Genomic DNA, 24,338 nt, shown 5'->3' with positions numbered 1-24,338 from the left:
GGCGCGGTGCGCGCGGCGGCGGCCTTGGGCGCGCCGCAGCGGCCGGACGCGACCTTCACCGACCCGTCCGCCTATGGCGGCGCCCCCGACGCAGCGCCGGTCTGGCGCGGAGCGGCGGGCGATAGGGCGGGCGCACTCGCCTTCCTGCGCGGGGCGCTGGGCTAGGTCTCGGCGGTCAACTGTCGTGTCAGCGTGTTTCCCCCGTCTCGCCAAGGTCACGGTTTTCCGCTAGAGGAAGCCATGACAGACAAGATGACCCCCCAGGCGGCGCTGGACCGCCTCGAAACCCTCTACAATCAATCGGTCGCCAACCTGCGCACCGCAGTGAAGCGTTTTCTCGAGACCGGCGAGCGCGCCGATCCCGAAGCTCGGGCCGCCGGCCTGTTCGCCTATCCCCGACTGACCATCAGCTGGTTCGGCGACCGCCCGCAGGATCTCGAGACCCGCGCCTTCGGCCGCCTGTCGCGCCCCGGCGTCTATACGACCACCGTCACCCGCCCCGACCTGTACCGCGCCTATCTGCTGGAGCAACTGACGCTGCTGTCCGATGAATACGGCGCCCGGATCACGGTCGAGCCGTCGGAACAGGAAATCCCCTTCCCCTATGTGCTGGACGGTTCCGGCGTGGTGCTGGACAGCTCCATGACGGCGGCCATCGCCCGCTGGTTCCCGACCACGGATCTGGCCCACATCGGCGATGAAATCTCGGACGGCCTGTTCGAGCCGGGCGAGGACTTCCCCCTGGCCCAGTTCGACGGCCTGCGCACCGACTTCTCGCTGGCCCGCCTGCGTCACTACACCGGCACCCCGGTCGAGGACGTGCAGAGCTTCATCCTGTTCACCAACTACAACCGCTACGTCGACGAGTTCGTGCGCTGGGCCACGGCCGAGATCGCCGACCCCGACAGCCCCTATGAAAGCCTGTCCTGCGCCGGGGGCGTGGTGGTGACCAGCGCCACCGACAACCCCGAGGCGGCCATCATGGACGCCGCCTGGCGCAAGCATCAGATGCCCGCCTATCACCTGACGCGGCCGGACGGTCAGGGCATCACCCTGGTCAACATCGGCGTCGGGCCGTCGAACGCCAAGACCATCTGCGACCACCTGGCGGTCATGCGGCCGCACGCCTGGATGATGATCGGCCATTGCGGCGGCCTGCGCGGCAGCCAGACCATCGGCGACTATGTGCTGGCCCACGCTTACTTGCGTGACGATCATGTGCTGGACGCGGTCCTGCCCGCCGACATTCCGATCCCCAACATCGCCGAGGTGCAGCGCGCCCTCTACGACGCCACCAAGCTGGTCTCGGGCGCGCCGGGCGAAGAGGTGAAGAAGCGGCTGCGTACCGGCACCGTGGTCACCACCGACGACCGCAACTGGGAGCTGCGCTATTCCAAGTCGGCCCTGCGCTTCAACCAGAGCCGCGCCGTCGCCATCGACATGGAAAGCGCCACCATCGCCGCGCAGGGCTATCGCTTCCGCGTGCCTTACGGGACGCTGCTGTGCGTCTCGGACAAGCCGCTGCACGGCGAGATCAAGCTGCCGGGCCAGGCCAACCGCTTCTACGAAGGTTCGATCTCCGAGCATTTGCAGATCGGCATTCAGGCGGTGGACCTGCTCAGGGCCGAGGGCGCTCGTCTGCACTCGCGCAAACTGCGCGCCTTCGACGAGCCGCCGTTCCGGTAAGACGACCCGCTGACCTGAAGAGGGCGCTGGGGCTACCCCGGCGCCCTTTTTGCTTGGGCGCTAGGCAGGGTGAAGGGTCGTGTGGCGCAATTTCAAGAAAGAACTTTACAAAATAAAGTTCTTAGCACACTCTCGCTTTCAACAGACAGGGAGAGACGCCATGACCCGCGATCAGGTTCAATCCGTTCACGACGACATCGCCTATATGAAGGCCCTCGCCCAGGAGGGACGGCGAGCGCCGCTTCTGGGCGGGTCGGTGCTGGTCGCTGCGGCCGTAATCTTCGGGGCCGCCACGGTCGGCCAGTGGATGATGGTGCTGGGCCGTATCCCCAACGGCGGCTGGGAAAGCCTGTCGCTTTGGCTGGGCGCAGCCGCAGTATTCGTGATCGCTCTGGTCGTCCTCATCCGCCGCATCGAAAGCGCCTGCGGCGGCGCCAGCGCCATGAACCGGTCTGTCGGCGCGGCCTGGTCGGCCATCGGCTACGGCATCTTCGTCACCTGGACGGCCCTGATGGTCTTCGGCTGGCGCACCGGCGACTGGGGCGTGATGGCCCTGATGCCGACGGTGGTCATGGGCGCCTACGGTTCGGCCTGGATGGTAGTGGCCGCCATCAGCCGCAAGGCCTGGCTCAACGTCGTGGGCCTGATCTCCTACGCCGGCGCCGTGGTGCTTGCCGGACTGGGCGATCCCCTGCTCATCTATCCGGTCTATCTGGTCCTGCTGATCGCCGTCGCCCTCGCGCCCGGATTGATCCTGGTGCGCGGCGCAACGAAGAAGGCGGGCTGAGATGAACGTCGAGGACGAGACCTCGGACTTCGACATCGCCCGCATCGACGAGGTGATCCACGGCCGGGTGCGCCTGGGGATCATGGCCTATCTGTCCGGGGTGGAGAGCGCCGACTTCGGCGAGCTGAAGGCGCGGCTGCAGACGACGGACGGCAATCTGTCGGTGCATTTGCGCAAGCTGGAGGAGGCAGGATTCGTCGCCGTGTCCAAGAGTTTCCAGGGCCGCAAGCCCCTGACGCGGGCCAGCATGACGGAGGCGGGGCGTGACGCCTTCCTTGCCTATCTGGACGCCATGTCGGCCCTGGTGGCGGGGCGCTAGCCCAGACTGGCGCCTCCCGTCGAACAGTCTAAGAAAGGCGGTCATGAGCGACCGCCTTTCGCCGTTCGAGGCCATCGACAACTTCCGCGACTATGGCGGGTACGCCGTGGATGACCGTCTGCTGGCGCGCGGGCGGCTCTATCGCGCGGCGCATCAGGCGCGGGCGACGGCGGCGGACGTGGCGCGGCTGGAGGCGCTGGGGCTGGCGGCCGTGGTCGATCTGCGTCGGCCCAGCGAGCGCCGGGCCCAGCCCTCGCGTCGTCCGGTCGGCTGGGCCGGGAGACTGATCGAAAGCGACCATGACGACGGCGGCGAGGCGCCGCACCTGACCTTTCTGAAGACCGCCGACCTGACCGAAGCGTCCGGCCGCGCCTTCATGACCGAGACCTATCGCCGCCTGCCCTTCGAAGCGGCTCATGTCGACCTGTTCGGCCGCTACTTCCGCCTGCTGGCCGAGGTCGAGGGGCCGGTGCTGATCCACTGCGCGGCGGGCAAGGACCGGACCGGCCTGCTGGCGGCCCTGACCCATAGCCTGCTGGGCGTGGCGCACGACGATCTGATGGCGGACTATCTGGCGACCAATCAGGCTGTGGATCTGGACGGTCGGGCCGATGAGGTCGCGCGCAAGCTGACCGCCATTACCGGCCGCACGGCGTCGCACGGGGCGGTGGTCGCCTTTCTGGGGGTCGAGGCGGCCTATCTGGAGGAGGCCTTCGGCGCCATGCGCGCGCACAGCGGCTCGGTCGACGCCTATCTGGAGCGCGTTCTGGGCGTGGATGCGTCGCTGGCCGACCGCATCCGGGCGCGGTTGACGCCGTGAGCGGCTTATCTGTTCGCCATGTCGAGACGCGCCCGTGGCGCGATCCGCTGGCGGCGGCGGCGAGGGTGAACCGTCGCGCGGGCGCCCTGGCCCTGTTGGCCGGGGCGGGCGACGCGCGGGCGCACGGCGGACGCTGGTCCTTCGTAGCCTGCGAGCCGGATCAGACGTTCGTCGGTCGTGCGGACGATGGGGCGCTGTTCCAGCGCCTGCGCGAGCCCGCCTATGCAGACGGCGGGGTCGTCGGGCTGATGAGCTATGACGCCGGGGCGCGACCTGCAACCGGCGAGCGGGGGGGCGGCTGGCCGGACCTGATGCTGGCGCGCTATCCGGCCGTGCTGGCCTTCGATCACCAAGACCGACAGGTGCGGGCGATCGGGCGCGGGGCGGACGTCGAGGCGGCGCGCCTTGCGGCGCAGCGCGCGGCGGCCTGGCTAGAGACGGCGGCCTCGACGGACACGCCCGCGCCGCCCTGTGACAGCGTGATCGAAGAGGGCTCGGGCGCAGCCTATGAGGCGGCGGTGGCCGACGTGGTCGCGCGCATCGGCGCCGGCGAGCTGTTCCAGGCCAATATCGCGCGCGCCTGGATCGGGCGGCTGAAACCGGAGCGTGATCCTTTCGAGGTCTTCTTGCGGCTGTCGGCGGGGCGCGGCGCGGCCTACGGCGCCTTCTGGCGGCTGGGCGAGCGGGTGCTGGTGTCCAACTCGCCGGAACTGTTCCTGACCTTTGACGACGAGAGCGGCCGTATCGAGACACGTCCGATCAAAGGCACCCGCGCGCGAGACCCTGACCCCGCGCGCGACGCGGCCCTGGCGGCGGAGCTGGTCGACAGCGTCAAGGACCGGGCCGAGAACCTGATGATCGTCGATCTGATGCGCAACGACGTGGCGCGGGCGGCGCGGCCCGGTTCGGTCAAGGCCGAGCGCCTGTTCGCGCTGGAGAGCCATCCGACGGTGCATCATCTGGTCTCGACGGTGAGCGCCCAGGCGGCGCAGGGCGTCGGCCCGGCCGAGGTCATGGAGGCCGCCTTCCCGCCCGGCTCCGTCACCGGCGCGCCCAAGCATCAGGCCATGAAGGTGATCGCGGGCCACGAGCCGCCGCGCGGGCCGTGGTGCGGCTCCCTGTTCGGCTGGGGGCTGGGCGAGGAGGCGCGGCTGACGGCCTCGGTCCTGATCCGCACGGCCGCGTTCGAACGTGGTGCGGACGGCTGGCGCTGGCGCGCCTTGGCCGGGGCGGGGATCGTCGCTGACAGCGATCCGCGCGCTGAACGGCTGGAGACCGAGGCCAAGTTCCGCGCCTTGAAGGAGGCCCTGGTCGGCGTAGACTAGCAGTCGGTGCAGGCGATCCGATCCGTCGTCCGCGGCCGCAGATAGTAGTTCCGCTGAAAGGCGATGCCGCCCGGAATCATCTGGCCGAAGGCGGACGCATAGCCGTAGTTCGTCTCGCCCAGAATCACGGTCTGGCCGTCGGTGATCAGGTCCGGCGGGAGGTCGGCGACGGGGGATCCCCGGCCGCGGGCCGGTAGGATGTCGGCGCCCTTGGCGTCCTTGGCGCTCTTGGCGCGGCTCCATTCGACCGTGGCGACGCCGCGCGCATCCACGGTGACGCTTGAGACGCGGATCGACAGGGTCTCGGCGGAGAAGGGCCGCATGATCATGTCGCCGATCGCGAAGACGCCGTTCAGATCCTCGATATTGGTGCCGCCGGACTGGGCCACCAGATCCGCGACCATGGAGGCGACGTGGCTGGCGCGGCGCTCAGCCATATAGCCCTGGGAGAATTCGATCAGGCCGAAGTAGATGGTGATCATCACGGGCGCGATCAGGGCGAACTCGACCGCCGAGACCCCGCGCCGGTCCCGCAACAGGCGGCGCAGCGGCCGGATGTTCGCAGCGCGCCTCATTTGTAGGGCTCATTGCGGAAGGCCAGGGTGGTGGTCAGCATCACGCGATGATCGGTGGTGCGCGACACTGCCTGGGCGATGAAGGGTGTGGCGATGGGCTGTTCATACCAGACGCGCACCAGCACCCGGTCGCCGGGATCGCCCGGCATATAGGTCAGGACGCTGGGGTCGAAGACGCCCGTTTTCAAAGGGTCGGCGTCCGGCGGGGTCGAGAAGCCGTCGACCACGCGGATGTCGATGAAGGCGCGGCTGGGGCAGTCGGCGGCGAAGACGCTCATCTTGGCGCACAGGCGCTCTTTGATGTCCCCAATCTCCAATTGCTGTTCCTGAGCAAGACCGGTGCGGATCTGGCGCCCGGCGTCGGAGACGGCCGTTTCGACCAGGGCGTCGACCAGCAGCATCAGGCCGATCTCCAATATGCCGAACAGCAGGATGAAGAAAGGGAAGGCCACGAGGGCGAACTCCACGGCGGTGGAGCCCTCGCGACGACGCCGACGATGCATCAGGCCCAGCCCTCGGCGCATGGGATCAGGGGGCCGTGGACGGGCGGGCGGCGACGGGCGCGCAGCGGGCTCCGCAGGCGACTTCCACCGCTTCGCCGCCGCGCCAGACGCGCACCGAGCCGGTTTCGCCGGGGCTGACGGCCACCTGGCGTTGGAACAGGGGGCGGCCCAGGGCGTCGACGGCGATGATCTCGGTCAGGCCGTAGCTCTTGCCGGTGATGAACAGGGTGCGGGCGTCGGTGACGGCGACGTCGGCGATGCGCGGATTGGCCACGATCACCGACCCAGCCGGAGCGCGAAGCCGCACTTGCGTCGCCTGGTCCAGCTTGACGTCGAGCGGGCGCTCTTGCGCGAGGGCGGGCATGGCGAGCGCGAGCGTCGCGGCCAGGCCGGCGAGAAGAGAAGCTGGGCGCATGGCGAGGCCTCCGTGAGGATCAGAACGGGCGCGCGCGAGCGCCGTACGCGAACCTGACGGGCAAAGGTCAAGAAACCCTGAAATTCTCCGTTTGGGCCGAGCTCAGTCGTGAAATCTAGTAAACGATAAAGTAACCATCAATATTTCACAGCAGCTTCGAGATTTTACTCGCTCTTAAGGGGCGGTGGCGCATCGTCTCCATGCAAACGGGGGTCAAGCGGGCAAAACCGACGACCCTGATAGTGGGTCATCTGCTCGTTATTGAAAGAAGGAAGACACAATATGCGTAACTTCATCACGCGCTTCGCCAAAGACGAATCCGGCGCCACGGCCATCGAATACGGCCTGATCGCTGCTCTGATCGCGGTTGTCATCATCGGCGCCGTCGCCGCCCTGGGCACTCAGCTCAAGACCACTTTCAAGACGGTCAAGGACGACATGGCGAGCCCGCCGACGGAAGGCTGATACGCTTAAGAACGATGAAGACGGCCGGAGTGGATCGCTCCGGCCGTTCTTTTTGGCTGAAGTTTGCTGCCGATCAAGAAACTACGTCTTAAGTTCTCGGGTGTATCGTTTGGGCATGAGCGTCATATTCTCTGCTGTTGTGGTGATCTTGCCCGTTCTGGCGGTCATTGCGGCCCTCCATGATCTGACCACCATGAAGATCCCGAACTGGATCTCGGCGGTGTTGATCGTCGCCTTTTTCCCAGCGGCGTTCGTCCTGGGGTTGCCGCTCGGCGTGGTGGGCGCTTCGGTCGGTCTGGCGATCGCTATGCTCGTCGTCGGCATGGGCATGTTCGCGGCGAACTGGATCGGCGGCGGCGACGCCAAGCTGTTGGCCGCCTCCATGCTGTGGATGGGCGTCTCGGGCGGTGTGCCGTTTGTTCTTTATACAGCGTTGGTCGGCGGCGGCTTCTGTCTGCTGCTGATGACGGCGCGCAGCCATCTGCCCTTTTTCGCCCAGACCGGCCCAGGCTGGGTCATGCGCTTGATGCAGCCCAAGGGCGACATTCCCTATGGGGTCGCTATCGCCATAGGCGCCCTGTTGGCCTATCCGTCCAGCCCGCTGATTACGGCTTACATCGCCGGCTGATGACGTTGTTCGTCAAGGGCGGCCCAGCTTAGGGGCGCGTTAACCATGACGAGCCATTATCCCTGACAGGCAGGGGGCGGATCATCCGGGTTCGCGCGATCGCGTCTGCCGGAGACACTGGATGAAACCCGCCAAGATCGCCGTCATCTGTATTGCAGCCCTCGCGGCCATCGGTCTGGCGCTGGTCGTGCGCGCCATGGGCTCATCGGGGCAGCCGACGGCGACCGCCACCGCCGCCGTCGAGACGCGGCCCATGGCCAAGGTGCTGGTCGCGGCGCGCGACCTGGAGCCGGGCCGTCGTCTGGTCGATGCGGATCTGAGCTGGAAAGACTGGCCGGCCGACGAACTCAATCCCCTTTTCATCACCGACGGTCCGCCGCCGCCGTCCAAGGCCGAGGGCGCCGCCGCCGAGAACGCGGCCGTCGAAGGCTCTGGCGACGCCAAGGGCACAACGGTGGACAAGGCCATGAAGGCCGTCGCCGAACTGAACACGCCGGGGGCCAAGTCCGACTACATCGGCGCCGTGGTGCGCGAACCCATTCTGGCCGGAGAGCCTCTGGTGGCGCGCAAGATCGTGCGCGCCGGGGACAGCGGCTACATGGCCGCCTATCTGGAGCCGGGCATGCGGGCCATGGCGATCCGCGTGACGGTCGAGACGGCGGCGGGCGGCTTCATCCTGCCTGGCGACCGTGTGGACGTCCTGCTGACTCGCGAGGTCAAGGGCTCGGGCGACGACGGCGGGACCAAATATTCAGCCGCCACGGTGATGCGCAACGTCAAGGTTCTGGCCATCGACCAGAGCACCCGCGCCGCTGAGGACGAACAGGCGGTCGTCGGCGCCACCGCGACGCTGGAGCTGACGGGCCGCGACGCCGAGGTTCTGGCCCTGGCCAAGTCCGAGGGCGAACTGTCGCTGGTGCTGCGCTCCTATGCCGATACGGCCGGACCGTCGGGCCATGTGCCGGGGGCGGTGCGCGGCCGCGCGGCGGGCGGCGGAGGCTCGGTCGTGCGCGTCTATCGCGAAGGCCAGGCCGAGACGGTGGCGGTGCCATGAAGACGGGACTATCGGGCATGAATCGTTTCGCTTTCGCCGCCTGCGCAGCCCTGATCGCGCTGGGCGGCTCTGCGGCGTCGGACGGCGCTCGCGCCCAGACGCGCGCCGCCATCACCGCAGGCTCGGCCCCGCAGATGGTCAATCTGCCGCGCGGAACCTCCTTCGCCGTCGACCTGCCGGCCGATGCGCGCGACGTCATCATCTCCAACCCGACCGTGGCCGAAGCCATGCTGCATTCGCCGCGCCGGATCACCATGATCGGCCTGGCGGGCGGCGAAACGGACGCCGTCTTCCTGGATGCGAGCGGGCGCACCATTCTGGCGTTGCGGGTGCGCGTGGACGCGGGCGTCAGCGCGCTTCAGGACACCCTGGCGCGTGTGGCTCCGGGCTCGAACGTGCGCGCCGAGGCGGTCAACGACAGCATCATCCTGACCGGCGTGGCGGCCAGCCCGCTGGAGGCCGAACGCGCCGCCCAGGTGGCCCGCGCCTTTGTCAGCGCGCCAGAAAAGGTCATGAACATGATCGCCGTCGCCGGATCGGATCAGGTGACGCTGAAGGTGCGCGTGGTCGAGGTGCAGCGCAACGCCATCAAGCAGCTCGGATTCGACACCCAGGCGGTGATCGGCCGTGTCGGCGACACTCAATGGCTGTTGGGCAACAGCGCCACCTGGGGCGTGAACGGCTCCTTCCTGGGCGGTCTGGCCGGCGGGATCGCGCGCGACACCACCAAGAATTTCCAGATGCAGGTGCCCTGTGTCGGCCCCGGCTGGCCCGAGGGCGCCATGTGTCCGGTCACGGTTGACGGCAGCCCCGGCGACCCCTCCAACTGGGACACCGCCAAGCCCGGCACCGGCCCCGGCTCGGATGGGCTGAACAAGGGCGAGGCCATGCTCAAGGCCTTCGAGCGCGTCGGTCTGGTGCGGACGCTGGCCGAGCCCAATCTGACGTCGGTCAATGGCGAGGCGGCCAGCTTCCTGGCCGGGGGCGAGTTCCCCGTGCCCGCCGGGCGCGACCGCGAAGGCCAGATTACAGTCGAGTACAAGCCCTACGGCGTGGGCCTGTCGTTCCGACCGGTGGTCCTGTCGGAAGGGCGCATCAGCCTGCAGGTCAAGGTCGAGGTGTCGGAGCTGACGCCCAACGGCGGCCTGACCATCGGCGCGGGCACGCCGTCCTCGATCACCCTGCCGGGCCTGACGGTGCGGCGCAGCGAGAACACCATTGAACTGCCCTCGGGCGGGTCGATGATGATCGCCGGCTTGCTGCAGGAATCGACGCGTCAGGCGATCGACGCCCTGCCGGGCATGACCAATCTGCCGGTGCTGGGCCAGCTGTTCCGCTCGCGCGACTATGTGATGGGCGAGACCGAACTGGTGGTCATCGTCGAACCCTACATCGTCAACCCGACCTCGCCGGATCGGATGCAGACGCCCGCTGACGGCCTGCGCATCGCCCAGGACGCCCAGACCATCTTCTTCGGCCAGTTGAACCAGGTCTACGGCTCGCCCGCTCCGGCGGCCCAGCCGGGCGCCGGATGGCGCGGCCCTGTCGGCTATGTGATCGAGTGAGCGCCATGATCCGCACCGTCTCCATCTCCGCCGCCGTTCTGAGCCTGAGCCTGGCGTTGTCGGCCTGCGTCGGCGGCCCGGCCGGCCTGGGCGGGGAGCCGCCGCTGACCCCCACCACGCGCTTCAGCCTGCAGGTCGAGCCAGGCCTGGACCGCATCGCCCTGGCCGTGCACGAGACGGGCCTGTCGGCCAATCAGCGTGCGGCGCTGGACGCCCTGGGCGGGCGCTTCGCCATGGAAGGCGCGCCAGTCCTGGTGATCGAGGCCCCGGCGGGCGGCGATCCCGTGGCGGCTCAGGCGGCCTGGAACGTCAAGGCGGCGTTCGAGGCGGCGGGCGTGCCGGGCGAGCGCATCCAGCTGGTCGGCTACGCCGCGCCGGACCCCAGGGCGCCGGTGCTGGTCGGCTTCGAAACGGTGCGCGCGGTGGTGCCTCAGTGCGGAACCCAGTGGGGCAATCTGGGCCGCACCGGCGACAATCAATCGGCTTCCAACTTCGGCTGCGCCGTCACCGCCAACCTGGCCGCCCAGATCGCCGATCCGCGCGACATCGTCGCCCCGCGCGCCATGATCCCGGCCGATTCCGGTCGTCGCTCGGTGGTGTTCGACGCCTATCGTAAGGGCGAACAGACCTCCGCCCAGCGCGAGACCCTGTTGTCGCAGACCAAGATTTCACAGGCTGTGCAATGACGACGGCGCCCAAGCCCTTTCCTTCTCAGGATTTCGACGCCCTGGACGGCTTCGATCTCGACGACGAGTTCATGGATCTGCATCCGACCGACGCCGGGACGCCCGCGCCTTCGGCTATGGGACAGGCGGCGGACGCCTTCGATCCGGTCGGGCGGATGCGGACCGAAACCGAGGCGGCGATGAATAGGTCGACGCCTTCCGCCGCCGTCGCGCCGCCCGTGGTGGCCGCCATGCCCGCGGTCGAGACGTCGACGGCGCTGACGATGGGCGGGGCGGCCTCGGTCGAGGTGTCGATCCCGCGCATCGGAGTGCACATTTTCGCCGAGCGCCAGGACACGGCCGCCGCCGCCGAGCGCGCGGGCCAGGACCGCCGCATGGCGCGCGCCACGACCCAGATCCGCCTCGGCGGCGTCCAGGCGGCGATCGAGGCCTATCAGGCCGAGCCGACGCCGCCCCTGATCATCGTCGAGAGCCTGAAGGCGCCGCAAGATCTGCTGGCCGAGATCGACCAACTGGCCCAGGTCTGCGACGCGGGCACCAAGGTCGTCATCATCGGCGCGACCAACGACATCCTGCTGTTCCGCGAGCTGATGCGGCGGGGCGTGAGCGAATATCTGGTGGCGCCGGTGCAGCCGCTGCAACTGATCGCCGCCATCGGCGGCCTGTTCGCCGACCCGGCTCAACCCTTCGTCGGCCGGACCATCGCCTTCGTCGGCGCGCGCGGCGGGGCGGGGGCCTCGGCCGTGGCGCACAACACCGCCTATGCGATGAGCGAGCGGATCGGCGTCAACACCGTCATCGTCGACTATGATCTGCCGTTCGGTACGGCGGGGCTGGACTTCAACCAGGATCCCCTGAACGGGGTGGCCGACGCCCTGAACCAGCCGGATCGCCTGGACCCCACCCTGCTGGACCGGATGATGGTCCGCTGCACCGACAAGCTGAGCCTGTTCGCCGCGCCCGCGACGCTGGAGACCGACTGGGACATCGGCGCCGAGGCCTTTGAGGAAGTCACCACCCGCATCCGGGCGACCGCGCCCTTCGTGGTGCTGGACCTGCCGCACCTGTGGTCGGGCTGGATGCGCCGGGCGCTGATCGCGGCCGATGAAGTGGTGGTGGTGGCGACGCCGGACCTGGCCTCGCTGCGCAACGCCAAGAACATGATCGACCTGATCAAGCAGGGGCGCCCCAACGACGCCCCGCCGCGCCTGGTGCTGAACCAGGTGGGCATACCGGGGCGGCCCGAGATTCCGGCCAAGGATTTCGGCGCGGCCCTGGGCGTCCATCCCAGCCTCAGCATTCCCTTCGACGCCAAGGTGTTCGGCGCGGCCGCCAACAACGGCCAGATGATCGTCGACGCCGCCGCCAAGACCAAGGCGGCCGAGGCCTTCGAGATCCTGGCCCAGATCGTCTCGCGCCGAGAGCTGCCGGCCGCGACGACGCGCGCGCCGGGCCGCGCCAAGCCGGCCGCCAAGGGCGGCGGCTCGCTGCTCGGCTCCCTGTTCAGCAAGAAGTCCTGAGGCCATGTTCGGCAAGCGGACAGCACAGCCGGGTCTGGCCCCCGCCGCGCCCCGGCCCGCTCCGGCCCCCGCGCCGGAGGCGCCGGCGCGTCGCGCGCCCGAGCCGGTGGACGGCTTCTCGGTCGAAGACCTTGATCCTCTGGCGCCGCCGCCCGTCGCCGCCGCGCCGCGCAGCGATCGGCTGGACGCCCTGGACGGATTGCTCGGCCGCAAGCCCGAGCCTGCGTCGAGCGCCTCTCCGAGTGCGGGGCCTCGCGCCACGCCGGGCCTGGAGCAGCTGAAGAAGGCCCAGGCCGTCGCCGAGATCGTGCGCGAGCAGAGCGACTATTATCACGCGACGAAGACCACCATCTTCAACGCCCTGATGAACACCATCGACCTGGCCCAGCTGGCGCAGCTGGATCAGAAGGCGGCGTCCGAGGAAATCCGCGACATCGTCGCCGAACTGGTGGCGATCAAGAACGTCTCCATGTCGGTGGCCGAGCAGGAGCACCTGGTTCAGGACATCCTGAACGACGTGCTGGGCTATGGGCCGCTGGAGCCGCTGCTGGCGCGCGACGACATCGCTGACATTATGGTTAACGGCGCCGGTCGGGTCTTCATCGAGGTCGGCGGCAAGGTTCAGCTGACCAATGTCCGCTTCCGCGACAACGGCCAGCTGATGAACATCTGTCAGCGGATCGTGTCCCAGGTCGGCCGCCGCGTCGACGAGGCCAGCCCCATCTGCGACGCCCGCCTGCCCGACGGCAGCCGCGTCAACGTCATCGCCCCGCCCCTGGCCATCGACGGCCCGACGCTGACGATCCGCAAGTTCAAGAAGGACAAGCTGACGATGCGCAACCTGGTGGAGTACGCCTCCATCAGTCCCGAGGGCGCGCGCGTCCTGGGCGTCATCGGCGCATCGCGATGCAATCTGGTCATCTCGGGCGGTACGGGCTCGGGCAAGACGACCCTGCTCAATACCCTGACGGCCTTCATCGACCCGACCGAGCGCGTCATCACCTGCGAGGACGCCGCCGAACTGCAGCTGCAGCAACCGCACGTCGTGCGTCTGGAGACCCGGCCGCCGAACCTGGAGGGCCAGGGCCAGATCACCATGCGCGACCTGGTGAAGAACTGTCTGCGCATGCGCCCCGAACGCATCATCGTCGGCGAGGTCCGCGGACCCGAGGCCTTCGACCTGCTGCAGGCTATGAACACCGGCCACGACGGCTCGATGGGGACGCTGCACGCCAACTCCCCGCGCGAAGCCATCAGCCGGATGGAATCGATGATCACCATGGGCGGCTACGGCCTGCCGTCCAAGACGATCCGCGAGATGATCGTCGGCTCGATCGACGTCATCGTCCAGGCCGCGCGCCTGCGCGACGGCTCGCGCCGCATCACCCACATCACCGAGGTGGTGGGACTGGAGGGCGACGTCATCGTCACCCAGGATCTGTTCGTCTACGACATCACCGGCGAGGACGCGAACGGCAAGATCACCGGCCGCCACCGCTCGACCGGCATCGCGCGCCCGCGTTTCTGGGATCGCGCCCGCTATTATGGGCTGGAGCGGGAACTGGCCGAAGCCTTGGACGCGGCGGAGTAGGGACGATGCTGCTTCCCATCCTGGCGGCGGTCCTGGCCTTCATCACCATCGGCGGCGTCGGCTGGGTGCTGGTCGGCGGCGACGATTCCTCGAGCCAGGCGGTCAAGCGGGCCAAGACCATGGGCGGGGTGCGGGCCGAGGCGGCGGCCAGCGCCAAGCGCGCGGCTGCGGCCAATACGCCCGAGGCGCGCCGCAAGCAGATCCTGCTGCAGCTTCAGGAGGTCGATCGACGCCAGCGCAAGGCGCGCATGACCATGGGCGCCAAGCTGAAGCAGGCGGGACTGAGCCTGCCGGTGCGGACTTTCGTCATCATCAGCGTGGCCGCAGGCCTGGTCGGGGCGCTGCTGGCCTTCGTCCTGGGGGCGAACATCATCATCGTCCTGGGCGTCGGCGTGGCGGCGGGTCTGGGTCTTCCGCGCTGGATCATCGGCATGAAGGCCAAGGCGCGGATGAAGAAATTCTCTCTCGCCTTCGCCGATGCGATCGACATCCTGGTGCGCGGCATCAAGACCGGCCTGCCGGTCCATGACTGTTTCAAGATCATCGCTCGCGAGAGCCCCGAGCCGCTGGCCGGCGAGTTCCGCACCCTGGTCGAGGGCATGGGGGTGGGGCTGACGCTCGCTCAGGCCCTGGACAAGATGTATGAGCGCATGCCGACGCCGGAGCTGAAATTCTTCGCCATCGTCATCGCCATTCAGCAGAAGTCGGGCGGCAATCTGGCCGAGGCGTTGGGCAATCTGACCACGGTGCTGCGCGCGCGGCGGATGATGGTCGAGAAGATCAAGGCGCTGTCGTCCGAGGCCATCGCCTCGGCGGGCATCATCGCCTCTCTGCCGCCGATGGTCATGATCCTCGTGATGCTGACCAACCCCAGCTACATGATGCTGATGTTCACCGACATCCGCGGCCAGGTCATGTTGATGGGGGCGGGCCTGTGGATGGCGATCGGCGTCTTCGTGATGAAGCGCATGATCTCCTTCAAGTTCTGAGGCGGAGGCGACGATCGTGAACGGTTTCATGCGCTTCATCACCGACCCGCAGAACCTGCTGAGCATCGGGGTCGGCGTGGCGGTCTTCGCCAGCGTCCTGACCCTGCTGTCCTCCTTCGTCGGCGGCGGCGCGCGGCTGGACAAGCGGATGAAGGCCGTGGCCGAACGCCGCGAGGAACTGCGTCGCCGATCGCGTCAGGCCATGCGCGGCGGCGCGGGGAACGAAGCCTCCAGCCTGCGCCGGACCGACGACAGTTTCCGCAGTCGCGTGGTCGCGCGCCTGAACCTGATGAAGCTGCTGGAAGACCCCAAGGTCGCCGACAACATGATCCAGGCGGGTTTCCGGGGGCCTGGGCCGCTGAACACCTTCTACTTCTTCCGCTTCGCCACGCCCTTCATCCTGATGGCGCTGACGGCCTTCTACCTGTTCGTCGTGGTCAAGCCGGACCTGCCGATGATGACTCAGGTCGCCATGGTGGTGATGGCGGCGGGCGTCGGCTTCTATGCGCCGAACATCTATCTGAAGAACATGATCGACAAGCGGCGGGCCTCGATCATGGCGGCCTTCCCGGATTCGCTCGATCTGCTGCTGATCTGCGTGGAGTCCGGCATGTCGATCGAGGCGGCGATCCAGAAGGTCAGCCAGGAGGTCGGCGGCCAGTCGATCGAACTGGCCGAGGAGCTGTCGCTGCTGTCGGCCGAGCTGAGCTACCTGCCGGACCGGCGCATGGCCTATGAGGGGATGGCCAAGCGGACGCAGCATCCGGGCATCAAGGCCGTGGCCACGGCCATGACCCAGGCCGAGACTTACGGCACGCCGCTCGGCTCCGCCTTGCGCGTCATGGCCAAGGAGAACCGCGAGCTGCGCCTGTCCGCCGCCGAGAAGAAGGCCGCGGCCCTTCCGGCCAAGCTGACCGTGCCGATGATCCTGTTCTTCCTGCCGGTGCTGTTCGTCGTCATCCTGGGTCCGGCCATCATCAACATCCAGGACATGATGAAGGGCGGCTGAGGGGCTGAGACGCCTCAGCCCTCTTCGGCGGTCCGCTTCAGGGCCTCGCTGATGGCCTGATAGGCGGGGCGGATGCGGGCGCGATGCTTGTCGTGGAACAGCTCGGCGCGCAGGCCCGTGAAGACCGTGCCGTGCGACACGATGCAGGCCCCGCGCTCCAACTCCTCGATCTCGTAATAGCGCAAGGTGCGGAACAGGAAGCCGCGACGCTCGATCCAGACCAGCTGGGCGTTGGGCTCCCATTCGCCCAGCTGCGCCTGCACCTGACGCTCGCCCAGGTCGGGCAGGCGCTCGGTCAGGCTGATCGGCGCGCCGAAGCCCAGGGCGCCCTCGACCTCGATCTCATGCGGATTCCAGCGGTTCCAGCCGCCGAAGTCCGTCAGCACCTCCCAGAGGCGTTCGGCCGTGGCGCGCACGCCGATGCGGTTCTCGATGCGGATCGTTTCCATGGCGCTTCCTGTGACACGGCTTTTTGCGTTTAGGAAGACGCAGAGGCGCCCGGCGTTTGTCCTTGGAGCCTTCGTCCCGCCGCGTTAAGTCCGAGCCTCAGCGCAAGGAGCCGTCATGATCACCCGCATCCAGCCCGACAGCCGCATGAGCCAGGCCGTGATCCACGGCCAGACCATCTACCTGGCCGGACAGGTCGGCGAGCCGGGCGAGGACGTCGCCGCCCAGACGCGCACCGCCCTGGCCGAGGTCGAGGCGATCTTGGCCGAGTGCGGCAGCGACAAGTCGAAGATCCTGTCGGCCCAGGTCTGGCTGGCCGACATCGCCGATTTCGAGGCGATGAACGGCGTTTGGGACGCCTGGGTCGATCCGGCGAACCCGCCCGCCCGCGCCACCTGCGAGGCCAAGCTGGCGACGCCCGACTACCTGGTCGAGGTCATCGTCGTGGCGGCGCGCTGACATGGCGCGCGTCATCTCGAACCAGAGCGAGCTGGAGCGGTTCAAGGCGACCCGCGTCACCGCCCTTTACCGCCTCGACCTGATCGAGAAGGGGGCGCAGCTGACCTATGACGACGGCGCTCCGGTCGACATGGCGTCCGAGGCGCAGCGGCTGAAGGATCAGGTCGCCGACATGGACCGCCGCATCGCGCGGCTGGAAGCGGCGGGCGAGGCGTGAGCCTGGCCAGCGTCCGGGCCTTCTTCGCGGAGCGGGCACCGGACATCGCGGTCATCGAACTGGACGTCAGCACGGCCACCGTGGCCGAAGCCGCCGCGGCCCACGGCGTCGAACCCGGCCAGATCGCCAAGACCCTGTCGCTGCGGGCGGGCGACCGTACCGTCCTTCTGGTCACGGCGGGCGATGCGCGGCTGGACAACGCCAAGGCCAAGGCGGCCTTCGGCGGCAAGGTGAAAATGCTGGACCTCGCCGAGGTCGAAGGCGTGACCGGCCATCCGGTCGGCGGCGTCTGCCCCTTCGGCCTGGCGACGTTCTTGCCGGTCTATTGCGATGTATCGCTGAAGGTCTGGGACGTGGTGATCCCGGCGGCGGGAGACATCCACGCGGCCGTCCGCATCAACCCCGACCGGATGCTCGAACTGACGGGCGCCGCATGGGTCGACGCCTGCCGCTAGGTCGAGGCGAGCGGCGACGCGTCCAACAGGGCGGCGATGCGCGCCAGCTTGTCCGGGTTGCGGGTGATGAAGACTTCGACGATTCGCCCCTGAGCGATGTTGAGCGCCGTGGTTTGTAGAATCCGCCCGCGTTCCAGGCTGACATAGCCGGGCAGGCCGTCGATCCACAGCGGCCGGACCATTTCAGAGCCCTCGTGACCGTATTTGCGATGTAGCCCGGCATAGAGGCGCAGCAGTTTCGGCGCGCCGTGGATGGCGTTGTGGAAGGCGATGACCTTGCCGCCGCCGTCCGATCTCAGCGTCGCCTCGTCCGCCAGAAGGGCACCGAGAGCGGCGGTGTCGCCGGTTTTCGCCGCCTCGAAGAAGGCGCGGGCGAGACGCTCGCCCTCCTCGGGTTCGACGGCGTAGCGGGGGCGGGCGGCCTGGATATGGCGACGTGCGCGGCTGGCCAGCTGCCGGACGGAAACAGGGTCGCGCTCAAGGGTCGTCGCCACCTCGTCAAAACCGACATCGAAGACGTCGTGCAGCAGAAAGGCCGCGCGCTCCAGCGGCGACAGACGCTCCATCGCCGTCATCAGCGACAGGGTCAGGTCATCGGCGAATTCCTCGACGCCTGACGCAGGCTCGGCGATCAGGGGCTCGGGCAGCCAGGCGCCGACATAGGTCTCGCGCTGCATCCGGGCGGATTTCAGCCGGTCCAGCGCCAGGCGGGTCGCGGTGCGCGTCAGCCAGGCGCCGGGTTCGCGGATTTCGGCCGGGTCGATGCGGCTCCACCGCAGCCAGGCGTCCTGCGCCACGTCCTCGGCCTCGGCCAAGGAGCCGAGCATTCGATAGGCCAGGCGCGTCAGTCGCGGCCGATGCGTCTCGAAGGTCTCGGTGACGGGATCAGGCCGCGACATGCGGCTAGCCTGCCGGATGGGCTGAGCGGAAGCCGACGGCGAGCCGGTTCCAGACGTTGATCGCTCCGATGGCGAAGGTCAGGTTCACCTGTTCGGTTTCAGTGAACTGGGCCTTGAGCACGGCGTAGTCCGCATCGGACGCCTGGGTTTGTTCGATGCGGGTCAGGCTTTCGGCCCAGGTCAGGGCGGCGCGTTCGCGCGGGCTGAACAGCGAGGATTCCCGCCACGCCGCCAGCAGATGCAGGCGCACCTCGCTCTCGCCCGCCTTGCGGGCGTCGGCGGCGTGCATGTGCAGGCAATAGGCGCAGCCGTTGATCTGGGACACGCGGATCTTCACCAGTTCCAGCAGACTGTGCTCTAGGCCGCCGGCGGCGATGGTCTGCTCCAGGTCGAGCATCGCCTGATAGGCGTCGGGGGCGGCCTTGGCGGGGCTGGCGAGGCGTGGGGTCATGTCATGTCTCCTACGAGCGTGAGTGCGCGTCGCCTCCATGACGAGACAGGGCGGCGGAGTGTGACATGACCACGCGGATCAGGGCTGCAGACGCTCCAGCACCGTGGTGATGACGCGCTCATAGGCGTCGGTCAGGGCGCGCAGTTCGGCCTCAGGCACGCGCTCGTCGACCTGGTGCATGGTCTGGCCGACCAGACCCAGCTCCAGCACCGGGCACAGTGAACGAATGAAGCGGGCGTCGGAGGTGCCGCCGGTGGTCGAGGCTTCCGGACGGCGGCCCAGCACGGCTTCCACCGCGTCCTGCACGGCGCTGACGAAGACGCCGGGTTCGGTCAGGAAGGCCTCGCCCGAGCACATGTGCTCCAGCTCGATCCGCAAGCCCGTCTCGGCCTGAAGCGCGCCCGCCTCGCGGTTCAGCCAGTCGATCAGGCCGTCGCCGGTGTGGGTCGGGTTGAAGCGGATGTTCAGCCGCGCCTTGGCCTCGGCGGGGATGATGTTGCTCGCCGGATTGCCCACGTCGATGGTGGTGATCTCCAGGTTCGACGGCGGGAACTCGGGGTAGCCTTCATCCAGCACGTGGGCGTCGAGACGGGCCAGCAAGCGGGCGATGACCGGGGCCGGATTGGCGGCGCGATCGGGATAGGCGACGTGGCCCTGCTTGCCGAAGACGGTGATCCAGGTGTTCAGCGAGCCGCGCCGTCCGACCTTGATCATGTCGCCCAGGTGGTGGGCCGAGGAGGGCTCGCCGACCACGCAGGCGTCGATGACCTCGCCCTCGGCGGCCAGGGTCTGGACCACCCGCTTGGTGCCGTGCAGGGCCGGGCCTTCCTCGTCGCCGGTGATCAGGAAGGACAGGGAGCCTTCGATCTCGTCTCGGGCCAGCACGCGCGAGACGGCGGCGACCCAGGCGGCGATGCCGCCCTTCATGTCCACGGCGCCGCGGCCGTAGAGGACGCCGTCGCGGGTCTCGCCCTCGAACGGCCCGGCGCTCCAGGCCTTCAGGTCGCCGATCGGCACCACGTCGGTGTGGCCGGCGAAGCAGAGGTTGGGCGAGGCGGTGCCGCGCCGGGCGTAGAGGTTCTCGATCCGGGCGTCGTGGCCGACGCCGCTCGGTCCTTCGAACACCATGCGGCGGCAGGCGAAGCCCAGGCCGGTCAGGGCGCGCTCCAGCACGTCCATGGCCCCTTCGTCGGCGGGGGTGACGGAGGGGATGCGGATCAGGTCGCGGGTCAGTTCGACAGGATCGATGACGGAATGTGATGCGGCGTTCATGAGGCTATTGCTTTAGGCATATCCCGCACTCGCGAGAAGGCCCGAAACCGTGCCGAAGATCGACATCGACGCCGCCCCGACCCTCAACGGAACCGGATACCCGGACGAATTCGCCGCGCCGTGCAAGCCGCGCCGCCGCCAGCGACTGGGCGATGCGGTCGGCCTGGACCAGTTCGGGGTCAATCTGCTGCGCCTGCCCGCCGGGGCCTGGTCCAGCCAGCGCCACTGGCACGCCGCCGAAGACGAGTTCGTCTGGGTGCTGGACGGCGAGGTGGTGCTGGTCGAGGACGAGGGCGAGACGATCCTGCGCGCCGGCGACTGTGCGGGCTTCAAGGCGGGCGTCCCCAACGGCCACAAGATCGAGAACCGCAGCGATCGCGAGGCGGTCTTGCTGGAAGTCGGCTCGCGCCGCCCGGCCGACGACGCCTGCGACTATCCCGACATCGACATGATCCTCCCCCATGCTCCTCCTCTGGGCGCCGATCGCTATTTCCACCGCGACGGAACCCCCTATCCGAAGACGCCCAGACGAACGTGACGACCGACAATACCTCCGCTTCTCGCCCTGACGACGGCCCGTCCAGTCCCTGGAGCATTCCCGACTTCCGCCTGTTGTGGCTGGGGCGCGTGGCGGCGGTTCTGGGCATCCAGATCCAGTCCTCGGCCCTGTTGTGGCAGGTCTATGAGATCGCCCGGCGCGACCGTCCGATCGAGGAGGCCAGCCTCTATCTGGGGCTGGTGGGGCTGTGCCAGTTCCTGCCGCTGCTCGCCTTCACCCTGCCCGCCGGGGCCATGGCCGACCGGCGCGACCGCAAGCACACCGTCACCCTGTCGATCATCGTCGAGGGCATGTGCGCGGGCGCCTTCCTGCTGATGGCGCTGCACGGTTCGCCGCCGCTGTGGGGTCTGCTGGCGGTGGCCGCCGTCTTCGGCGCGGCGCGCGCCTTCCTGGCTCCGGCCAGCCAGGCCTTCCTGCCGATGGTGGTGGGGCGCAAGGCCCTTCCGCCCGCCATCGCCGCCCAGTCCATCGCCTTCCAGACCGGGGCCATCGCCGGTCCGGCCCTGGGCGGGGTCATCGTCGCCGTGTCCGTGCCGATGGCCTACGCCTCGGCCATGGCGCTGTTCCTGGCGGCGATGGCCTGCTTCATCTTGATCCGCACCAAGGGCAAGCCGCAGGTCGATCCGTCTAAGCTGGGCCCGGTGCAGCAGGTCAGGGAAGGCCTGGCCTATGTATGGAAGACCAAGATCGTGCTGGGCGCGATCTCGCTGGATCTGGTCGTCGTCCTGTTGGCGGGCGTGGCCCTGCTGACCCCGATCTTCGCGCGCGACATCCTGCATGTCGGGGCTGTCGGCTTCGGCCTGCTGCGTGCCTCGTTCGGGGTGGGGGCGCTGATCATGGCCCTGTATCTCAGCCGCTTCCCCATCGTGCGCCACGGCGGGCGGTGGATGTTCGGGGCGGTGGCCGTGTTCGGCGTCTGCACCCTGATTTTCGGCTTGTCCAAGAGCGTCTGGCTGTCAGGGGCGGTGTTGTTCCTGGGCGGGGCGGCGGACATGATCAGCGTCAACATCCGCCAGACTCTGATCCAGCTGGCCACGCCCGATCACATGCGCGGGCGGGTGTCGTCGGTGTCCATGCTGTTCATCGGCGCCTCGAACGAACTGGGCGAGGCCTATTCGGGCGTCATGGTGCGCCTGCTCGGCCCGATCGGCGCGGCGGTGTTCGGCGGGATCGGCGCCCTGGCCGCGACGGGGGTCTGGGCCAAGACCTTCCCCAGCCTGAGGAAGGCGAACAGGCTGACCTGATGCGCTCAAAATGATCCTTCTCCCCTTGTGGGAGAAGGTGGGCGCCGAAGGCGCTCGGATGAGGGGGGGAGCGCTGCGGTCAGCCGATTGCGGCGCCGCCTTCCATGCGAGACATGACGAACGGCGGCGACGTCACCCCTCATCCGTCATGCTTCGCATGCTGCCTTCTCCCTCAAGGGGAGAAGGGCAGATCAGCCCCAGGGACGGAAGTGTTTCGACAGCTTGAGACCCTGGCTCTGGTAGTGGCTGCCGCCTTCGCCATAGAGGCGCGAGGGCCGTTCCGTCAGCGGCTCATAGACCAGTCGGGCGACGATCTGGCCGTGCTCCAGCAGGAAAGGGGTGTCGTGGGTGCGGACTTCCAGCACGCCCTTGGAGCCGGCGCCGTGGGCCTCGTCCGTGCCGAAGCCGGGATCGAAGAAGCCGGCGTAGTGGACGCGGAACTCGCCGACCGAGGGGTCGATCGGGGTCATCTCGGCGGCCTGATCGACCGGGATCTCCACATCGTCCGACGAGGCCAGGATGTAGAACTCGCCCGGATCCAGCAGTAGTTCGCCCCGGCGCAGGGTCAGCGGCTCCCAGAAGTCGCGCGGGTCGTGGCCGTCGATGTGATCCATGTTGACCACGCCCGCATGGCGGCGACCGCGATAGCCGACGACGCCGTTGTCGCCCGCGCGCAGGTCGACGCCGACGCTGCGGGTCTCCAGCTTGGGCGGCTCGCCCGCCTTGAGACGCAGCTGGTTCAGGCGGGTGCCGGGCTTGACCAGGATGGAGAAGGTCTGGGGCGCGATCTCGAGATAGAGAGGGCCGTCATAGCCCTCGTCCACATCGTCGAAGCTGCCGCCCTGATCGGTCAGCAGGCGCACGAAGACGTCGACGCGGCCGGTCGAGCTCTTCGGATTGGCGCGGGCGTTCAGCCCCTTGGGCAGGCTGAGGCGCTCTTGCAGGCGGGCGATGTAGACGCAGCCCTTTTCCATCACATAGCCGCTGTCGGGCAGGTCGATGGCGTGCATGGCGACGTCGGCGATGCGTTCCTCGACGCGGCGCTGGCCGGGCAGGAAGGAGGCGCGCACGCGCCAGGCCCGGTCGGACAGGCGCAGGTCCAGGCTGGCCGGCTGGACCTGATCGACGTCGAACGGGGTGTCGGAGGCGATGGCGCCGATCGCGATCAGGGTCTCAATGCCCTGGAAGGGAAGGATGCCGGGCTGGTCGGGAATGGAAAAGCGGGTCATGCCGTCCTGTTCTCACACGGATTTTCTCGTCTGTGTAGCTTGTCGGCGACGACAGACGCTTGAACCCCGCGTACGGCGGGACGCATATAGCGCATGCACTCCGCTCCTGCCTATACCGCCGAGACCGAAGGCGTCGTCGTTCGCGTCCGCCCCTCCTATCTGGCGGGCCAGTCGGACCCGGCCGAGAGCCGCTGGGTCTGGGCCTATCAGGTCGAGATCGTCAATCTGAGCGGCGGCCCGGTGCAGCTGGTGGCCCGGCGCTGGACCATCACCGACGCCCTGGGCCGGGTCGAGGAGGTGCGCGGCCCCGGCGTGGTCGGCGAACAGCCGGTGATCGAGCCGGGCGACAGCTACGCCTACGCCTCGGGCTGTCCGTTGACGACGCCGTCCGGCTCCATGGTCGGCGCCTATTTCATGCAGGACGCCGAAGGCCGGATGTTCGAGGCCGCCATCCCGGCCTTCAGCCTGGACGTGCCAGACGCTCGCAGGGTGCTGAACTAAGAGCAGGTCTCGAGCTGGGAGCGAAGGGGCTGAAGCCGTTCGGCCCTCAAGCAGCGCGAAGCGCGTAGGGCCAGTACGAAGTCCCTCAAGCAGCGCGAGGCGCGGTAGGGCGGCGTAAGGCCAAACAAAAAACCCCTCGCTGGAGGCGAGGGGATGGGACTGCGTCAACCCGGATGAACCGCAGTCCCGCCCCGGAGCCCGTCGGGAAGCCGACGGGGCGGACGGCGGCCCCTTTAGGAGGCGTTCGTGTCGGCCATAGGGCCGAAACTCGACGACGCGGCGGCTCCTCTGCTCAAGCAGGGAGCCGCCGCGCGGCGAGCGATAGCAGGCTTAAATGTACCGGCGCAGGCTGCGGGCCAGGTCGGACGAGGCGTCCTTGCCGGCGCTCTTGCGGACCTGGGGCTGGTAGGCGACGCGGGCGTGCTCGACGCAGTAGACGCCTTCCGACGCGCGACGGCCGCAGAAGCTGAAGTCGCTGGTCGAGGGGTCGCCGATCGGCCATTTGCACATGTGGGCACCCAGCGTCAGCACGGTGGCGGTGCCCGCCAGTTCCGGCGCGGGGACCGGGACCGAAGCTTGCGGCGCGGCGGCGACCATGGGGCGCGGAGCCACGGCCTCGATGCGGCGCGGGGCCGACGGAGCCTGCGCCGGCGCGGCCGGGGCGGCGG

At 68.6% G+C, this 24,338-nt stretch carries 29 protein-coding genes; 20 read left to right on the top strand and 9 right to left on the bottom strand.

The features are described 5' to 3' along the window. Positions 1-240: 240 nt before the first annotated feature. From ACU5AP_RS14390 to ACU5AP_RS14370, 5 genes are all read left to right on the top strand, one after another. A complete protein-coding gene (locus ACU5AP_RS14390; protein ID WP_076223010.1) occupies positions 241-1,686 on the top strand; it encodes an AMP nucleosidase in 1,446 nt (481 codons plus the stop codon). Between the two features lie 160 nt (positions 1,687-1,846). Next, complete coding sequence (locus ACU5AP_RS14385) at positions 1,847-2,473, top strand: hypothetical protein (protein ID WP_003166374.1); 627 nt, start codon at positions 1,847-1,849, stop codon at positions 2,471-2,473. A 1-nt stretch (position 2,474) separates the two neighbouring features. Beyond that, positions 2,475-2,792 (top strand): winged helix-turn-helix domain-containing protein, encoded by a 318-nt coding sequence (locus ACU5AP_RS14380; RefSeq protein ID WP_046652535.1) that lies wholly within the window; start codon positions 2,475-2,477, stop codon positions 2,790-2,792. Positions 2,793-2,835: 43 nt separating this feature from the next. Beyond that, on the top strand, positions 2,836-3,612 hold the full coding sequence (locus tag ACU5AP_RS14375) for a tyrosine-protein phosphatase (protein ID WP_128719075.1): 777 nt from the start codon (positions 2,836-2,838) through the stop codon (positions 3,610-3,612). 248 nt (positions 3,613-3,860) lie between these two features. Then, on the top strand, positions 3,861-4,937 hold the full coding sequence (locus ACU5AP_RS14370; protein ID WP_446681395.1) for an anthranilate synthase component I family protein: 1,077 nt from the start codon (positions 3,861-3,863) through the stop codon (positions 4,935-4,937). Here ACU5AP_RS14370 and ACU5AP_RS14365 read toward each other — a convergent pair. Genes ACU5AP_RS14365 through ACU5AP_RS14355 form a run of 3 tightly spaced genes read right to left on the bottom strand, consistent with a single transcriptional unit; the run spans position 4,934 to position 6,430 of the window. After that, the gene (locus ACU5AP_RS14365; protein WP_138140598.1) at positions 4,934-5,512 is read right to left on the bottom strand and encodes a TadE/TadG family type IV pilus assembly protein; all 579 of its coding nucleotides are present in this window, start codon (positions 5,510-5,512) and stop codon (positions 4,934-4,936) included. The two genes, ACU5AP_RS14370 and ACU5AP_RS14365, sit on opposite strands and share 4 nt — an antisense overlap. Next, the gene (locus ACU5AP_RS14360) at positions 5,509-6,036 is read right to left on the bottom strand and encodes a TadE/TadG family type IV pilus assembly protein (protein WP_446681394.1); all 528 of its coding nucleotides are present in this window, start codon (positions 6,034-6,036) and stop codon (positions 5,509-5,511) included. The genes ACU5AP_RS14365 and ACU5AP_RS14360 overlap by 4 nt, the downstream gene beginning before the upstream one ends. 4 nt (positions 6,037-6,040) lie before the next feature. Beyond that, the gene (locus tag ACU5AP_RS14355) at positions 6,041-6,430 is read right to left on the bottom strand and encodes a pilus assembly protein N-terminal domain-containing protein (protein ID WP_446681393.1); all 390 of its coding nucleotides are present in this window, start codon (positions 6,428-6,430) and stop codon (positions 6,041-6,043) included. A 282-nt stretch (positions 6,431-6,712) separates the two neighbouring features. On the opposite strand from ACU5AP_RS14355, the gene ACU5AP_RS14350 reads away from it, so the two are divergent. From ACU5AP_RS14350 to ACU5AP_RS14310, 9 genes are all read left to right on the top strand, one after another. Further along, complete coding sequence (locus ACU5AP_RS14350) at positions 6,713-6,895, top strand: Flp family type IVb pilin (RefSeq protein WP_088410624.1); 183 nt, start codon at positions 6,713-6,715, stop codon at positions 6,893-6,895. A gap of 115 nt (positions 6,896-7,010) precedes the next feature. After that, positions 7,011-7,523 carry an A24 family peptidase gene (locus ACU5AP_RS14345; RefSeq protein ID WP_446681392.1) on the top strand — a complete coding sequence of 171 codons (513 nt, stop codon included), beginning with the start codon at positions 7,011-7,013 and terminating at the stop codon, positions 7,521-7,523. A 121-nt stretch (positions 7,524-7,644) separates the two neighbouring features. Then, entirely contained in the window at positions 7,645-8,577 is a 933-nt protein-coding gene (cpaB, locus tag ACU5AP_RS14340) for a Flp pilus assembly protein CpaB (protein ID WP_128719071.1), read from the top strand. 17 nt (positions 8,578-8,594) lie between these two features. Continuing rightward, the gene (locus tag ACU5AP_RS14335) at positions 8,595-10,142 is read left to right on the top strand and encodes a type II and III secretion system protein family protein (protein WP_223850628.1); all 1,548 of its coding nucleotides are present in this window, start codon (positions 8,595-8,597) and stop codon (positions 10,140-10,142) included. A gap of 5 nt (positions 10,143-10,147) precedes the next feature. Beyond that, complete coding sequence (locus tag ACU5AP_RS14330) at positions 10,148-10,828, top strand: CpaD family pilus assembly protein (RefSeq protein WP_446681391.1); 681 nt, start codon at positions 10,148-10,150, stop codon at positions 10,826-10,828. Continuing rightward, entirely contained in the window at positions 10,825-12,348 is a 1,524-nt protein-coding gene (locus tag ACU5AP_RS14325; protein ID WP_128719068.1) for an AAA family ATPase, read from the top strand. Before ACU5AP_RS14330 ends, ACU5AP_RS14325 begins: the two co-directional genes overlap by 4 nt. Before the next feature lie 4 nt (positions 12,349-12,352). Beyond that, entirely contained in the window at positions 12,353-13,939 is a 1,587-nt protein-coding gene (locus ACU5AP_RS14320; protein ID WP_128719067.1) for a CpaF family protein, read from the top strand. A 5-nt stretch (positions 13,940-13,944) separates the two neighbouring features. After that, entirely contained in the window at positions 13,945-14,928 is a 984-nt protein-coding gene (locus tag ACU5AP_RS14315) for a type II secretion system F family protein (RefSeq protein ID WP_128719066.1), read from the top strand. Between the two features lie 16 nt (positions 14,929-14,944). Then, positions 14,945-15,937 carry a type II secretion system F family protein gene (locus tag ACU5AP_RS14310; RefSeq protein ID WP_003166360.1) on the top strand — a complete coding sequence of 331 codons (993 nt, stop codon included), beginning with the start codon at positions 14,945-14,947 and terminating at the stop codon, positions 15,935-15,937. 14 nt (positions 15,938-15,951) lie between these two features. Here ACU5AP_RS14310 and ACU5AP_RS14305 read toward each other — a convergent pair whose 3' ends face one another. Next, positions 15,952-16,386 (bottom strand): SRPBCC domain-containing protein, encoded by a 435-nt coding sequence (locus ACU5AP_RS14305; protein ID WP_003166359.1) that lies wholly within the window; start codon positions 16,384-16,386, stop codon positions 15,952-15,954. Between the two features lie 115 nt (positions 16,387-16,501). Between ACU5AP_RS14305 and ACU5AP_RS14300 the strand changes: the two genes are divergently transcribed. The 3 genes from ACU5AP_RS14300 to ACU5AP_RS14290 are packed head-to-tail and all read left to right on the top strand — an operon-like array spanning position 16,502 to position 17,515. After that, the gene (locus ACU5AP_RS14300; protein WP_003166358.1) at positions 16,502-16,843 is read left to right on the top strand and encodes a RidA family protein; all 342 of its coding nucleotides are present in this window, start codon (positions 16,502-16,504) and stop codon (positions 16,841-16,843) included. A 1-nt stretch (position 16,844) separates the two neighbouring features. Then, on the top strand, positions 16,845-17,060 hold the full coding sequence (locus ACU5AP_RS14295) for a hypothetical protein (RefSeq protein ID WP_046652522.1): 216 nt from the start codon (positions 16,845-16,847) through the stop codon (positions 17,058-17,060). Next, complete coding sequence (locus ACU5AP_RS14290) at positions 17,057-17,515, top strand: YbaK/EbsC family protein (protein WP_003166356.1); 459 nt, start codon at positions 17,057-17,059, stop codon at positions 17,513-17,515. Before ACU5AP_RS14295 ends, ACU5AP_RS14290 begins: the two co-directional genes overlap by 4 nt. Here the strand turns inward: ACU5AP_RS14290 and ACU5AP_RS14285 are convergent. The 3 genes from ACU5AP_RS14285 to dapE form a co-directional block, all read right to left on the bottom strand. After that, entirely contained in the window at positions 17,512-18,414 is a 903-nt protein-coding gene (locus ACU5AP_RS14285) for a sigma-70 family RNA polymerase sigma factor (RefSeq protein ID WP_278448887.1), read from the bottom strand. The two genes, ACU5AP_RS14290 and ACU5AP_RS14285, sit on opposite strands and share 4 nt — an antisense overlap. Before the next feature lie 4 nt (positions 18,415-18,418). Further along, positions 18,419-18,865 carry a carboxymuconolactone decarboxylase family protein gene (locus tag ACU5AP_RS14280; protein WP_128719064.1) on the bottom strand — a complete coding sequence of 149 codons (447 nt, stop codon included), beginning with the start codon at positions 18,863-18,865 and terminating at the stop codon, positions 18,419-18,421. Positions 18,866-18,943: 78 nt separating this feature from the next. Beyond that, positions 18,944-20,137 carry a succinyl-diaminopimelate desuccinylase gene (dapE, locus tag ACU5AP_RS14275; protein WP_046652516.1) on the bottom strand — a complete coding sequence of 398 codons (1,194 nt, stop codon included), beginning with the start codon at positions 20,135-20,137 and terminating at the stop codon, positions 18,944-18,946. A gap of 49 nt (positions 20,138-20,186) precedes the next feature. Between dapE and ACU5AP_RS14270 the strand changes: the two genes are divergently transcribed. Next, complete coding sequence (locus ACU5AP_RS14270; protein ID WP_046652515.1) at positions 20,187-20,675, top strand: cupin domain-containing protein; 489 nt, start codon at positions 20,187-20,189, stop codon at positions 20,673-20,675. Continuing rightward, positions 20,672-21,940 (top strand): MFS transporter, encoded by a 1,269-nt coding sequence (locus ACU5AP_RS14265; protein WP_198478741.1) that lies wholly within the window; start codon positions 20,672-20,674, stop codon positions 21,938-21,940. Before ACU5AP_RS14270 ends, ACU5AP_RS14265 begins: the two co-directional genes overlap by 4 nt. A gap of 191 nt (positions 21,941-22,131) precedes the next feature. Here the strand turns inward: ACU5AP_RS14265 and ACU5AP_RS14260 are convergent, their stop codons facing one another. Beyond that, entirely contained in the window at positions 22,132-23,169 is a 1,038-nt protein-coding gene (locus ACU5AP_RS14260) for a 2'-deoxycytidine 5'-triphosphate deaminase (RefSeq protein ID WP_003166349.1), read from the bottom strand. A gap of 93 nt (positions 23,170-23,262) precedes the next feature. Here ACU5AP_RS14260 and apaG point away from each other — a divergent pair, with 93 nt between their 5' ends. Further along, the gene (gene apaG, locus ACU5AP_RS14255; RefSeq protein WP_128719063.1) at positions 23,263-23,670 is read left to right on the top strand and encodes a Co2+/Mg2+ efflux protein ApaG; all 408 of its coding nucleotides are present in this window, start codon (positions 23,263-23,265) and stop codon (positions 23,668-23,670) included. Positions 23,671-24,000: 330 nt separating this feature from the next. Here the strand turns inward: apaG and ACU5AP_RS14250 are convergent. Further along, the coding region (locus ACU5AP_RS14250; protein WP_446681390.1) for a GcrA family cell cycle regulator at positions 24,001-24,338 on the bottom strand (338 nt) is incomplete at its 5' end.

The sequence above is a fragment of the Brevundimonas sp. RM1 genome, from assembly GCF_052907225.1.
This window is presented reverse-complemented; position numbering and strand designations above follow the sequence as displayed.

What these genes read in the sequence shown, in the direction of transcription:
- ACU5AP_RS14390 (WP_076223010.1), top strand. Translation starts at nt 241, where the DNA reads ATGACAGACAAGATGACCCCCCAGGCGGCGCTGGACCGCCTCGAAACC.
- ACU5AP_RS14385 (WP_003166374.1), top strand. Translation starts at nt 1,847, where the DNA reads ATGACCCGCGATCAGGTTCAATCCGTTCACGACGACATCGCCTATATG.
- ACU5AP_RS14380 (WP_046652535.1), top strand. Translation starts at nt 2,475, where the DNA reads ATGAACGTCGAGGACGAGACCTCGGACTTCGACATCGCCCGCATCGAC.
- ACU5AP_RS14375 (WP_128719075.1), top strand. Translation starts at nt 2,836, where the DNA reads ATGAGCGACCGCCTTTCGCCGTTCGAGGCCATCGACAACTTCCGCGAC.
- ACU5AP_RS14370 (WP_446681395.1), top strand. Translation starts at nt 3,861, where the DNA reads ATGAGCTATGACGCCGGGGCGCGACCTGCAACCGGCGAGCGGGGGGGC.
- ACU5AP_RS14365 (WP_138140598.1), bottom strand. Translation starts at nt 5,512, where the DNA reads ATGAGGCGCGCTGCGAACATCCGGCCGCTGCGCCGCCTGTTGCGGGAC.
- ACU5AP_RS14360 (WP_446681394.1), bottom strand. Translation starts at nt 6,036, where the DNA reads ATGCGCCGAGGGCTGGGCCTGATGCATCGTCGGCGTCGTCGCGAGGGC.
- ACU5AP_RS14355 (WP_446681393.1), bottom strand. Translation starts at nt 6,430, where the DNA reads ATGCGCCCAGCTTCTCTTCTCGCCGGCCTGGCCGCGACGCTCGCGCTC.
- ACU5AP_RS14350 (WP_088410624.1), top strand. Translation starts at nt 6,713, where the DNA reads ATGCGTAACTTCATCACGCGCTTCGCCAAAGACGAATCCGGCGCCACG.
- ACU5AP_RS14345 (WP_446681392.1), top strand. Translation starts at nt 7,011, where the DNA reads ATGAGCGTCATATTCTCTGCTGTTGTGGTGATCTTGCCCGTTCTGGCG.
- cpaB (WP_128719071.1), top strand. Translation starts at nt 7,645, where the DNA reads ATGAAACCCGCCAAGATCGCCGTCATCTGTATTGCAGCCCTCGCGGCC.
- ACU5AP_RS14335 (WP_223850628.1), top strand. Translation starts at nt 8,595, where the DNA reads ATGAATCGTTTCGCTTTCGCCGCCTGCGCAGCCCTGATCGCGCTGGGC.
- ACU5AP_RS14330 (WP_446681391.1), top strand. Translation starts at nt 10,148, where the DNA reads ATGATCCGCACCGTCTCCATCTCCGCCGCCGTTCTGAGCCTGAGCCTG.
- ACU5AP_RS14325 (WP_128719068.1), top strand. Translation starts at nt 10,825, where the DNA reads ATGACGACGGCGCCCAAGCCCTTTCCTTCTCAGGATTTCGACGCCCTG.
- ACU5AP_RS14320 (WP_128719067.1), top strand. Translation starts at nt 12,353, where the DNA reads ATGTTCGGCAAGCGGACAGCACAGCCGGGTCTGGCCCCCGCCGCGCCC.
- ACU5AP_RS14315 (WP_128719066.1), top strand. Translation starts at nt 13,945, where the DNA reads ATGCTGCTTCCCATCCTGGCGGCGGTCCTGGCCTTCATCACCATCGGC.
- ACU5AP_RS14305 (WP_003166359.1), bottom strand. Translation starts at nt 16,386, where the DNA reads ATGGAAACGATCCGCATCGAGAACCGCATCGGCGTGCGCGCCACGGCC.
- ACU5AP_RS14300 (WP_003166358.1), top strand. Translation starts at nt 16,502, where the DNA reads ATGATCACCCGCATCCAGCCCGACAGCCGCATGAGCCAGGCCGTGATC.
- ACU5AP_RS14295 (WP_046652522.1), top strand. Translation starts at nt 16,845, where the DNA reads ATGGCGCGCGTCATCTCGAACCAGAGCGAGCTGGAGCGGTTCAAGGCG.
- ACU5AP_RS14285 (WP_278448887.1), bottom strand. Translation starts at nt 18,414, where the DNA reads ATGTCGCGGCCTGATCCCGTCACCGAGACCTTCGAGACGCATCGGCCG.
- ACU5AP_RS14280 (WP_128719064.1), bottom strand. Translation starts at nt 18,865, where the DNA reads ATGACCCCACGCCTCGCCAGCCCCGCCAAGGCCGCCCCCGACGCCTAT.
- dapE (WP_046652516.1), bottom strand. Translation starts at nt 20,137, where the DNA reads ATGAACGCCGCATCACATTCCGTCATCGATCCTGTCGAACTGACCCGC.
- ACU5AP_RS14260 (WP_003166349.1), bottom strand. Translation starts at nt 23,169, where the DNA reads ATGACCCGCTTTTCCATTCCCGACCAGCCCGGCATCCTTCCCTTCCAG.
- apaG (WP_128719063.1), top strand. Translation starts at nt 23,263, where the DNA reads ATGCACTCCGCTCCTGCCTATACCGCCGAGACCGAAGGCGTCGTCGTT.